Origin of the sequence: Mesorhizobium sp., from assembly GCF_017306585.1 — a bacterium.
Classification (GTDB): domain Bacteria; phylum Pseudomonadota; class Alphaproteobacteria; order Rhizobiales; family Rhizobiaceae; genus Mesorhizobium.
Genome location: NZ_JAFKIC010000174.1, coordinates 20,410 through 31,207, shown reverse-complemented (window position 1 = coordinate 31,207; position 10,798 = coordinate 20,410). Strand labels below are relative to the sequence as shown.

General features: G+C 63.4%; 10 protein-coding genes. 8 read left to right on the top strand and 2 right to left on the bottom strand.

The window, feature by feature from the left end; translation table 11 throughout:
* The 5 genes from J0I79_RS20805 to J0I79_RS20785 all read left to right on the top strand — a co-directional run.
* Positions 1-239, top strand: a 239-nt coding sequence (locus tag J0I79_RS20805) for a hypothetical protein (protein WP_292863201.1), incomplete at its 5' end; no start/stop codon positions are given.
* Entirely contained in the window at positions 236-1,111 is an 876-nt protein-coding gene (gene tatC, locus J0I79_RS20800; RefSeq protein ID WP_292863198.1) for a twin-arginine translocase subunit TatC, read from the top strand. The genes J0I79_RS20805 and tatC, both read left to right, overlap by 4 nt.
* Positions 1,112-1,224: 113 nt before the next feature.
* Positions 1,225-2,529 (top strand): serine--tRNA ligase, encoded by a 1,305-nt coding sequence (gene serS / locus J0I79_RS20795; RefSeq protein WP_292863195.1) that lies wholly within the window; start codon positions 1,225-1,227, stop codon positions 2,527-2,529.
* Positions 2,529-3,287 (top strand): 5'/3'-nucleotidase SurE, encoded by a 759-nt coding sequence (gene surE / locus J0I79_RS20790; RefSeq protein WP_292863192.1) that lies wholly within the window; start codon positions 2,529-2,531, stop codon positions 3,285-3,287. Before serS ends, surE begins: the two co-directional genes overlap by 1 nt.
* Before the next feature lie 13 nt (positions 3,288-3,300).
* Positions 3,301-3,960: a protein-L-isoaspartate(D-aspartate) O-methyltransferase gene (locus J0I79_RS20785; RefSeq protein ID WP_292863190.1), complete on the top strand. Its 660-nt coding sequence runs from the start codon at positions 3,301-3,303 to the stop codon at positions 3,958-3,960.
* 67 nt (positions 3,961-4,027) lie between these two features.
* Here J0I79_RS20785 and J0I79_RS20780 read toward each other — a convergent pair whose 3' ends face one another.
* A complete protein-coding gene (locus J0I79_RS20780; RefSeq protein ID WP_292863187.1) occupies positions 4,028-4,741 on the bottom strand; it encodes an outer membrane beta-barrel protein in 714 nt (237 codons plus the stop codon).
* 300 nt (positions 4,742-5,041) lie between these two features.
* Here J0I79_RS20780 and J0I79_RS20775 point away from each other — a divergent pair, with 300 nt between their 5' ends.
* On the top strand, positions 5,042-6,553 hold the full coding sequence (locus tag J0I79_RS20775) for a peptidoglycan DD-metalloendopeptidase family protein (RefSeq protein ID WP_292863184.1): 1,512 nt from the start codon (positions 5,042-5,044) through the stop codon (positions 6,551-6,553).
* Between the two features lie 133 nt (positions 6,554-6,686).
* Here J0I79_RS20775 and J0I79_RS20770 read toward each other — a convergent pair whose 3' ends face one another.
* The gene (locus tag J0I79_RS20770; protein WP_292863209.1) at positions 6,687-7,562 is read right to left on the bottom strand and encodes an ATP-binding protein; all 876 of its coding nucleotides are present in this window, start codon (positions 7,560-7,562) and stop codon (positions 6,687-6,689) included.
* 285 nt (positions 7,563-7,847) lie between these two features.
* On the opposite strand from J0I79_RS20770, the gene yajC reads away from it, so the two are divergent.
* Entirely contained in the window at positions 7,848-8,186 is a 339-nt protein-coding gene (gene yajC, locus J0I79_RS20765; protein ID WP_008876289.1) for a preprotein translocase subunit YajC, read from the top strand.
* A gap of 51 nt (positions 8,187-8,237) precedes the next feature.
* Entirely contained in the window at positions 8,238-10,787 is a 2,550-nt protein-coding gene (secDF, locus tag J0I79_RS20760) for a protein translocase subunit SecDF (protein WP_292863181.1), read from the top strand.
* Positions 10,788-10,798: the final 11 nt, after the last annotated feature.

Genomic DNA, 10,798 nt, shown 5'->3' with positions numbered 1-10,798 from the left:
CGCCCGCCAAGGCCGCGCCCGTAAAGGCCACCCCGGCCGCAAAGGCCGCGACAAAGGGTTCGGCCGCCAAAGCCGTGCCGGTTAAGGCGGCGACCGCTGCCAAGGCGCCGGCGAAGGCCGCCGCAGCAGCAAAGCCCTCCGTGGCCAAATCCGCCGCCAAGCCGGCGGTGAAGGCCGAAGCGAAACCTGCCGCGGCGAAGAAGCCGGCGGCCAAGAAGACGGCGGGAGCCGCCAAGTGAGTGTAACGGACAAGGAACGGGACGAGATTGAGAAATCGTCGGCGCCGCTGATCGAGCATCTCATAGAGCTGCGCCGCCGGCTGATATGGTCTCTCGGCGGCTTTTTCGTCGCCTTCCTGGTGTGCTTCTTCTTCGCCAAGAAGCTGTTCAATCTGCTGGTCATTCCGTTCAAATGGGCGACCAAATGGGCCGGCCTCGATCCGCACAAGGTCGAACTCATATACACCGCGCCGCAGGAATTCTTCTTCACGCAGGTCAAGCTCGCCATGTTCGGCGGCATGGTCATTGCGTTTCCGCTGATTGCCACGCAGATCTACAAATTCATTGCGCCCGGCCTCTACAAGAACGAGCGCAACGCCTTCCTGCCGTTCCTGATTGCGTCGCCGATCCTGTTCCTGATGGGCGCCTCGCTGGTCTATTTCTTCTTCACCCCGATGGTGATGTGGTTCTTCCTCGCCATGCAGCAAGCAGGCACCGATGAGCAGGTGCAGATTTCGCTGCTGCCGAAAGTGTCTGAATATCTCAGCCTGATCATGACGCTGATCTTCTCCTTCGGCCTGGTGTTCCAGCTGCCGGTGGTGACCAGCCTGATGACGCGCGTCGGCATGCTGTCGTCCAAGGCGCTGGCCGAGAAGCGCAAATGGGCGATCGTCATCGCCTTCGTGGTGGCCGCGGTGCTGACGCCGCCGGACCCGATGAGCCAGATCGGTCTCGCCATCCCGACCATCCTGCTCTACGAGGTCGCGATCTGGTCGGCGCGCATGATCGAGCGCAGCCAGGAGCGCGAGCGGCTCGCACGCGAGAAGCAGGAAGCCGGAGAAACCGCCGCCGACAAGGCGCCGGACGAGCCTCCGGCACCAGCCGCCTCTTAAGGCGACCCAGGTTCCCGGCGCGGCGGAAAACGACAACCGCCGCCCAGCCCCGTCTTGCATCGATCAAGGATGCGGTTTACGCCCTCAAACCTTAGTTTGAGGACGGATAAGCCATGCTTGACATCAAATGGATTCGCGACAACCCGAAGGCCCTTGTCGAGGCGCTGGTCAAGCGCTCGTGGTCGGCCGGCGAGGCGCAGTCCACGGTTGACGGCCTGATCGCCAGGGATGAGGCGCGGCGCGAGCATGTCACCGAGCTGCAGACCAAGCAGGAGCGCCGCAACGCCGCCTCCAAGGAGATCGGCAACGCCATGCGTTCGGGCGACGCCGCGCTTGCCGAGAAACTGAAGGCCGAGGTCGGCGAGATCAAGACCTTCATCCAGAATGGCGAGGCGCGCGAGCGCGAGCTCGACAAGGCGCTGAACGATGCGCTGGCGGTGCTGCCCAATGTGCCGCTGGACGACGTGCCGGTCGGCAAGGACGAGCATGACAATGTCGTCAGGCACATCGTCGGCAAGGTGCCGACGCGGCCGAACTGGGTGAAGGAGCATTTCGAGATCGGCGAAGCGCTCGGCATGATGGATTTCGAGCGTGCGGCGAAGCTGTCGGGCTCGCGCTTCACCGTGCTCAGGAGCGGGCTGGCGCGGCTGGAGCGCGCCATCGGCCAGTTCATGCTCGACCTGCACACGACCGAGCACGGCTATGAGGAGGTGATCCCGCCGCTGATGGTGCGCGACGAGGTGCTGTTCGGCACCAACCAGCTGCCGAAGTTCGAGGAAGACCTGTTCTTCACGCCGCACGGGGAGGGCAGGCTTGGCCTCATCCCCACCGCCGAAGTGCCGCTCACCAATCTGGTGCGCGAAGAGATAACCGCGCATGAGAAGCTGCCGCTGCGCTATACGGCGTTGACGCCGTGTTTCCGCTCGGAAGCAGGCTCGGCCGGGCGCGACACGCGCGGCATGCTGCGCCAGCATCAGTTCTACAAGGTCGAGCTGGTGTCGATCACCGACCAGGAATCGTCGATCGCCGAGCATGAGCGGATGACGCAATGCGCCGAGGAGGTGCTGAAGCGCCTGGAATTGCCGTTCCGCACGATGGTGCTGTGCACCGGCGACATGGGCTTCGGCGCCCGCAAGACCTACGACATCGAGGTCTGGCTGCCCGGCCAGAACGCCTATCGCGAAATCTCGTCCTGCTCGGTCTGCGGCGATTTCCAGGCGCGCCGCATGGATGCCCGCTACAAGGACAAGGACGGCAAGGGCAACCGCTTCGTCCACACGCTCAACGGTTCGGGCACCGCTGTCGGCCGCGCTCTCATAGCTGTCATCGAAAACTACCAGAATGAGGATGGCAGCGTAACGATTCCTGAAGTGCTGCGGCCTTACATGGGCGGCCTGGAAAAGATCGAATCGAAATAATGCGCATTCTTCTGACCAATGACGACGGCATTCATGCCGAAGGGCTGGCGTCGCTCGAACGCGTCGCCCGCACGCTCTCCGACGATGTCTGGGTGGTGGCGCCCGAGCAGGACCAGTCCGGCTACGCGCATTCGCTGTCGATCTCGGAGCCGCTGCGGCTGCGGAAAATCGGTGAGAAGCATTTCGCCGTACGCGGCACGCCGACCGATTGCGTGATCATGGGCGTGAAGAAGATCCTGCCCGCCGCGCCGGACCTGATTCTGTCCGGCATCAATTCGGGCGCCAACATCGCCGACGACGTGACCTATTCGGGAACCGTCGCCGGCGCGATGGAAGGTACGCTGCTGGGGATCAAGTCGATCGCTCTCAGCCAGGGCTACAGCTATGTGGGCGAGGACCGCATCGTTCCCTACGAGACCACGGAGGCGCTGGCGCCGGCGCTGCTGAAAAAGCTCGTCGCGATGCCTCTTCCCGAGGGCGTGCTGCTCAACGTCAACTTTCCCAACTGCCTGCCCGAAGAGGTCGTCGGCACCGTGGTCACCACGCAGGGCAAGCTGGTGCACAGCCTGTGGGTCGACGAGCGCCGTGACGGGCGCGGCCTGCCTTACTACTGGCTGCGCTTCGGCCGCGAGCCGGTTGAAGGCAAGCAAGGCACCGATCTCCATGCGCTGCGCAATCGCCTCGTGTCGGTCACGCCATTGCAGCTCGACCTCACCGCGCATGAGATTCGTGACCAGCTGAGCAAGGCGTTGTCATAAATAAGGTTTTGGCATGAACCAGGGTTTCCCCATCGATGACCGCGAAGGATTTGCCGCTTTCCTGCTGCGCCTGCGCGGCAGGGGAACCGTGCCGAAGGCATTGATCGCGGCTTTCGAGGCGACGCCGCGGCGCGGCTTCCTGGCGCCGCAATTCCATCAGATCGCATGGTCCGACCGCATGCTGCCGATCGAATGCGGCGAGGCGATCGAAGGCGCCGACATGCAGGCGGCGGTGATCGCGGCGCTCTCCATCGAGACGGGAAACCGCGTGCTCGAGATCGGCGCCGGCTCCGGCTACACGGCGGCGGTGATGTCGCGGCTGGCGGCGCGGGTCGTCACCATCGACCGCTACAAGACGCTGGTCGAACAGGCCAGGCAGCGTTTCGAGGCGCTGGGCATTGGCAACATCATCGTGCGGCAGGCGGACGGTTCGGCCGGCCTGCCGAATGAAGGACCGTTCGACCGCATCGTCGCCTGGGCCGCCTTCGACAGCCTGCCGCGCTTCCTTCTCGACCAGCTGTCGAGCGGCGGCGTGGTCATCGCGCCGATCGGCCCGGAGGAAGGCGAGCAGGTGCTGGCCAAGCTGACCAAGGTCGGCAGCCGATTCGAGCGCGAGGATATCGGCCTTGTGCGGCTGCAGCCGATCCTGCGCAGCCTGGCTGCTGTGATATAGGAGCGCTGGTCACGCTATGACCGGCTGACAGCGCCGCTTATGCAGCGCGTCACGCCTGCCGCTCACCTCATCCGCCGAAGCGGTAATTCAGATGCAAGCCAACGAGATCGACGCTCTGGCTGATGTTGTCGGTGCCGAAGAAGGGGATAGGCCCTCCAACGGACGCGAAAGAGGTGGTCTTGTCGGGCATGAACAGGTGATCATATTCGACCGCAAGCGACCAATTCGGGGCAAAGCCATATTCGACACCGGCGCCTAGAGCCCCGCCCCAGCGGGTTTGATCATCCGTCGTGGCGGCGAGCGTATCGGGCGAGGGCGTGCTGACGACGTCGAAATGGTTGCGCGTGACGGCGGCTCCGCCCTTGACGTAAACAAGGGCGTTGCTGAAGCTGTATCCGACCTGGGCGGTCAACAATCCAAATGCGTCGACGCGTGAACGATCTGTGAAGGCGGGCGTAAACTCAGACTGGCTGGAACCCTTCAGATCGGCCCAGTCGCCCTGCGCTTCCAGTCCGAACACCCAATCGCTGCGCTGCCAGCGATAGCCGACTTGTCCACCGAGTGCTCCGCCGGTGGCGTTGTGACAGCCCTCGCTGAAGGTCAGGCCAAAAAACGATTGGTCCCAGCATGAGTGGCTCGACCCCCAGCCGCCATTGGCGCCGATGTAGAAGCCGCTCCAGTCGTAGCTGGCGGCAATCGGGGCCGTGACAAGATCGGCGGCCGACGCGTGCGCGGCCGCACCCAAGGCGGCGGCTGTCAGAGCAACCAGAAAGCGTTTCATGAGAGCCCTCCCAAGCTGCCCCGACGCTATCCGAACTTGATGCTGAAGAGCAGTTACATCGGTGCAACAGTGGGGGTATTTCGTGGCCGGATGCGACGCCGACAGGCCCGAAGCCCGGTCGAACGTGGGGTGGTCCGCATTCCAATCGCGCTCCAGTCTCGACACTCGACCGCCACGGTCCTGTAGCGACCTCGAATGTTTTAAGAAAATTTGCGTCGGATTCTAAGGGGTTAACCGGCCAGTAAGATTAACGCGCTTTAATCCCATCCAGTTGGTGCAGAGTTTGTGCGGGTTAGTGCGATGCAACTCAGTGTTTTGAAGGCAAATAGTCGCAATCTGGCGCGGGGCTGCGCTGTTCTCATGATTGCGGGCGCGGCGGCCGGGTGCAGTTCCCAGGCTTCGCGGTTCAACAGCGTCGACGACGTCTTCACCTCCTCGACAAACAATCAGCGCGCCATCATCAACAAGCAGGATGCGGTTCAGCCTTATCCGGGCGATGTGTCCGCCGCGCCGCTCGACGGCGCCCACACCCAGTCAGTGACCCGCTCCAGCCTCGAGCCGGTTTCGAGCCGGCCGCTGCCGCCGCCGGTTTCCGCCCAGGCGCAGCCTGCGCCGGCCGCCAATCCGGTGCGGGTGGCCACGGCTCCGGCTCTGGTCAGGCCCGCGCCGCGTGTCGACAGCACGACCACCGGCACCGTCGCGCCGGCTGCCAAGCCTTTCAAGGAAGCGCAGCCCGACGCCAAGGTGGCTGGCACGCCGCATGCCACCGAGATCGTCGTCAGGGACGGCGAGACGATCAATGGCCTGGCGCAGCACTACAAGGTGCCCGCCGATGTGATCATGAAGGTCAATGGCCTGAGCGCTACCAAGGGACTGAAGACCGGCCAGAAGCTCGTCATCCCTGCCTACGCCTATTCGAGCAAGGCCGAGCCCAAGGTTGCCGATGCGAAACCTGCCAAGGACGGCAAGCACGACCTGCCGGCGACCGCGCCGGACAAGGTTGCCGTCCTGCCGCAGCAGCCCAAACTGAAAGAAGGCAAGTCCGCCGCCCAGGTCGATGCCTCGGCCGCCGCGAACCAGCCGAAGGAGCCCAAGCCGACGCAAGTGGCGAAGGCAAACAGCGCCCCGGGCACCTACACGGTCCAGTCGGGCGACACGATGTCCTCGATCGCCCGCAAGACCGGTGTCGGCGTCGTTGCGCTGAAGCAGGCCAACGGCATGAAGGACGGCATTCTGAAGATCGGCCAGACGCTCAAGGTGCCGGCCGGCGGCACGGTGGCCGTCGCCAGCGCCAAGCCGGCGAAGATCGATCCGGTGACCACGGCGACCACGCAGCCGGCCGCGAAAGCCACGCCTTCGGAAACGCTGGCGTCCTACACGCCGCCGAAGAAGGACACCAAGGTTATCCAGCAGGCCGAGGACGACGACGCGGTGGCGCCGGACGCAACCGGCATCGGCAAGATGCGCTGGCCGGTGCGCGGTCGGGTGATCTCCGGCTTCGGATCCGGCAAGGACGGTGTTGACATCGCCGTGCCGACCGGCACGCCGATCAAGGCGGCCGAGAACGGCGTCGTCATCTATGCCGGCGATGGTCTGAAGGAATTCGGCAACACCGTGCTGGTGCGCCACGAGAACGGTCTGGTCACGGTCTATGGCCATGCCAGCTCGATCGAGGTGCAGCGCGGCCAGAAGGTCAAGCGCGGCCAGGAGATCGCGTTGTCCGGCATGAGCGGAACGACGGACTCGCCCAAGCTGCACTTCGAGGTGCGCAAGAACTCGGCCCCGGTCGATCCCTCGACCTATCTCGAATAGAAGAAAAGAAGCGATATGCGGGCCGTCTGACCTCCAGTCCGGCCCGCCGGCTCAGCCCGTTCCGCAAGGAGCGGGCTTTTTCAGTTGGCTTGCCGGTCTCGTCGCCGCGCTTCGAGACCGGCTGCAGTGTTCATCAATCCTTGAGCGGCTTGCCGAGCCGGCCAGCCAGGTCCTGGGTGAACTGCCAGGCGACGCGGCCCGAGCGGCTGCCGCGCGTCGTCGCCCATTCCAGCGCCTCGGCGCGCAGCTGCTCGGGGTCGATGTCGAGGCCATGATGGCCGGCATAGCCGTTGATCATCTCGAGATATTCGTCCTGCGAGCATTTGTGGAAGCCGAGCCAGAGGCCGAAGCGGTCGGACAGCGACACCTTTTCCTCGACCGCTTCGGACGGGTTGATGGCGGTCGAGCGCTCATTGTCGATCATGTCGCGCGGCAAGAGATGGCGGCGGTTCGACGTGGCGTAGAAGATGACATTGGCCGGGCGACCCTCGACGCCGCCCTCGAGCGCCGCCTTGAGCGACTTGTAGGACGTGTCGTCATGGTCGAAGGACAGATCGTCGCAAAACAGGATGAAGCGGAAGGGGGCAGCCTTCAGCAGGCCCATCAGCTTCGGCAGCGTGTCGATGTCCTCACGGTGGATTTCGATCAGCTTGAGCGGCAGGTCGGAGCTGGCTTTGGCGTTGATCTCAGCATGCACGGCCTTGACCAGCGACGATTTGCCCATGCCGCGCGCGCCCCACAACAACACGTTGTTGGCCGGATGGCCGGCGGCGAAGCGTTCGGTGTTGTCTACCAAGATATCGCGGACGTGGTCGACGCCACGGATCAGGCCGATATCGACGCGGTTGACCTTGCGAACCGGCTCCAGATAGCCCGGATCGGCCTGCCAGACGAAGCAATCAGCCACGTTCAGGTCGGTTTCAGGCACCGGCGGCGGCGCGAGGCGGCTCACGGCCTCGATGAGCCGGTCCAGTTTCTTGTTCAGGGCGTCGATCGTACTGTCAGTCATGTCGGTCATTGTCTTTGCGTTCTGAAGGGTTGGCAGCGCACCGATTCCGGCGGTTCCGAAACCGGTTGCAACCTTTTGTTCGAGCGTGATCTTTTCGCAAAACCGGCTCGCGCTTTTTGCGATCCTGCTCTAACACGGGCGAACAGGCCGGAAAAGCAGCCGATTTGCCCGGCCGCGCAGTTGCATTGACAACTTTACCGACTATATTCCGGCCAAATTTCGCGGGGCCGTCAGATTGCATAGCACTCGATCTGGCAGCTGTTTTCAAAATTCAGGAGTACCTCGATGTTCGTGACACCGGCATACGCTCAAGGCGTTGGGGCTTCTCCCGACATGTTCATAAGCATTTTGCCGTTTGTCCTGATTTTCGTGATCATGTATTTTCTGATCATCCGCCCGCAGCGCACGCAGTTGAAGAAGCGCGGCGAGATGCTGGCGGCGGTTCGCCGCGGCGACACCGTTGTCACCGGTGGCGGCTTCGTCGGCAAGGTGACGAAAGTGATCGACGACAACGAACTCGAGATCGACCTAGGCGGCGGCACCAAGGTGACGGCGCTGCGTTCGACGATCGCCGACGTGCGTGTCAAGGGCGAGCCGGTGGCCAACCAGAACGCCAAGAAATAACCCAATTCCAGGCGGAGCGATCCGCGGACATGCTCTGACGGACGACGCCATATGCTCTATTTCTCGCGCTTGAAGATGATCCTGATCTGGCTGGCCGTGGCCGTCACAGTGATCCTCGCCGCGCCCAATCTCATCCCCGCAAGCACACTGGCCCAGCTTCCGAGCTGGGTGCCGAAGCGGCAGATGACACTTGGCCTCGACCTGCAGGGTGGTTCGCACATCCTGCTCGAGATGAACCAGAACGATCTCATCAAGGATCGGCTGGAGACCTCGCGCGATGAAATCCGCACCCTGCTGCGCGATGCCAAGATCGGTTACACCGGCCTTGGCGGCACCGGGCGCACCTTGCAGGTGCGCATCACCGATCCCGCCCAGCTTGATGCGGCCAAGACGGCATTGAAGCCGCTGACCGATCCGGTCGCGGCCGGCCTGTTCACCGGCGGTTCCGTCCAGGAAATGTCGCTGGACGATTCCGAGCCGGGGCTGCTCAAATTCACCGTCACCGACGCCGGCATCAAATACCGGACCTCGACCGCGTTGGCGCAGTCGATCGAAGTGGTCGAGCGCCGCGTCAACGAACTTGGCACGACCGAGCCGATCGTGCAGCGGCAGGGCGACAACCGCATCCTGGTCCAGGTGCCCGGCCTGCAGGACCCGCAGCGGCTGAAGGAAATCCTCGGCCAGACCGCGAAACTGACCTTTCAGATGGTCGACCAGTCGATGCCGGTGCAGGATGCGCTCAAGGGCCGTCCTCCGGCAGGCTCCTCGGTGCTCTACTCCCAGGATGATCCGCCGGTTCCCTATCTGATCGAGAACCGCGTCATCGTGTCGGGCGAAAACCTCGTCGATGCGCAGGCGACCTATAATTCGCAGAACAACGAGCCGGTGGTGTCGTTCCGCTTCGATTCGAAGGGTGCGGCCCGCTTCGGCCAGGCGACCTCGCAGAATGTCGGCAAGCTGTTTGCCATCATCCTCGACAACCAGGTGATTTCGGCGCCGCAGATCCGCGAGCCGATCCTTGGAGGCACCGGCCAGATTTCGGGTAATTTCACCGCGCAGAGCGCCAATGATCTCGCCGTGCTTCTGCGGGCCGGCGCGCTTCCGGCGACGCTGACGGTCATCGAGGAACGTACAGTCGGTCCGGGCCTTGGCCAGGATTCGATCCATGCGGGCAAGGTGGCGGGCATCATCGGCTCGATTCTTGTCGTCGCCTTCATGTTCGTCGCCTACGGCTTCCTTGGCTTCCTCGCCAATATCGCGCTGGCAGTGCACGTTGCGATGATCGTCGCGCTGCTGTCCCTGCTCGGGGCGACGCTGACCTTGCCCGGTATCGCCGGTATCGTGCTCACCATCGGCATGGCGGTCGATTCGAACGTGCTGATCTACGAACGCATCCGCGAGGAGCGACGAAACGGGCGATCCGTGATCCAGGCGATCGATACGGGCTTCACCAAGGCGCTGGCGACGATCGTCGACTCCAACGTCACGTCGCTGATCGCCACCGTGGTGCTGTTCTATCTCGGCAGCGGACCGATCAAGGGCTTCGCCATCACTTTCGCCATCGGCATTCTGACCACGGTGTTCACCGCGTTCACCTTCACGCGCCTGCTGGTGTCGATGTGGCTGCGCCGCGCCCGCCCGAAGGAACTGCCCAAGGCGCCGGTGACCTTCATCAAGCCCGGCACGAAGATCCCGTTTATGGGCATAAGGCGCTGGACGTTCGCTCTGTCGAGCATCCTGTCGGTCCTGTCGGTCGTGCTGTTCATGACCGTCGACATCAACTACGGCATCGACTTCAAGGGCGGCTCGCTCATCGAGGTGCAGTCCAAGAGCGGCGACGCCAATCTTGGCGATATCCGCAGCAGGCTGACGGAGCTCAACATCGGCGAAGTGCAGGTGCAGCAGTTCGGCGCGCCCAACGACGTGCTGATCCGTGTCGGCTCGCAGGATGCAGGCGAGAATGCCGAGCAGACGGTCATCGATAAGGTTCGCGGTGAGCTGCAGGACAACTATGATTTCCGCCGCGTCGAAGTGGTCGGTCCGACCGTGTCGGGCGAGCTTGCCAAGCAAGGCACCATCGCCATGCTGATCGCGCTGGTCGGCATCCTGGTTTATGTCTGGTTCCGCTTCGAATGGCAGTTTGCTGTCGGCGCCATCGTTGCGACGGTCCACGACGTGGTCATGACGCTCGGCTTCTTCGTCATAACCGGGCTGGAATTCAACCAATCGTCGCTTGCGGCGATCCTGACCATCATCGGCTATTCGCTCAACGATACGATCGTCGTCTACGACCGCGTCCGAGAAGATCTTCGAAAATACAAGAAGATGCCGTTGCCACAGCTCCTGAACAACGCCGTCAACGAGACGCTCTCGAGAACAACGCTCACCTCGGTGACCACGGCCCTGGCCTTGCTGGCGCTGGTGCTGTTCGGCGGCGAAGTCATCCGTTCCTTCACCATGGCCATGTTGTTCGGCGTCGTTTTCGGCACCTATTCGTCGATCTTCATCGCCGCACCGCTGCTCATCCTGTTCAAGCTGCGGCCACAGGCCACGGCTGACGAGGAGAAGCCGGTCGGCGGCGGCAAGGCGGTCGCGACCTGACGCGACCCCCA

Bases quoted from the DNA above. Each gene is read 5' to 3' on its own strand.
- serS (WP_292863195.1), top strand. From the start codon at position 1,225: ATGCTTGACATCAAATGGATTCGCGACAACCCGAAGGCCCTTGTCGAG.
- surE (WP_292863192.1), top strand. From the start codon at position 2,529: ATGCGCATTCTTCTGACCAATGACGACGGCATTCATGCCGAAGGGCTG.
- J0I79_RS20785 (WP_292863190.1), top strand. From the start codon at position 3,301: ATGAACCAGGGTTTCCCCATCGATGACCGCGAAGGATTTGCCGCTTTC.
- J0I79_RS20780 (WP_292863187.1), bottom strand. From the start codon at position 4,741: ATGAAACGCTTTCTGGTTGCTCTGACAGCCGCCGCCTTGGGTGCGGCC.
- J0I79_RS20775 (WP_292863184.1), top strand. From the start codon at position 5,042: ATGCAACTCAGTGTTTTGAAGGCAAATAGTCGCAATCTGGCGCGGGGC.
- J0I79_RS20770 (WP_292863209.1), bottom strand. From the start codon at position 7,562: ATGACTGACAGTACGATCGACGCCCTGAACAAGAAACTGGACCGGCTC.
- yajC (WP_008876289.1), top strand. From the start codon at position 7,848: ATGTTCGTGACACCGGCATACGCTCAAGGCGTTGGGGCTTCTCCCGAC.
- secDF (WP_292863181.1), top strand. From the start codon at position 8,238: ATGCTCTATTTCTCGCGCTTGAAGATGATCCTGATCTGGCTGGCCGTG.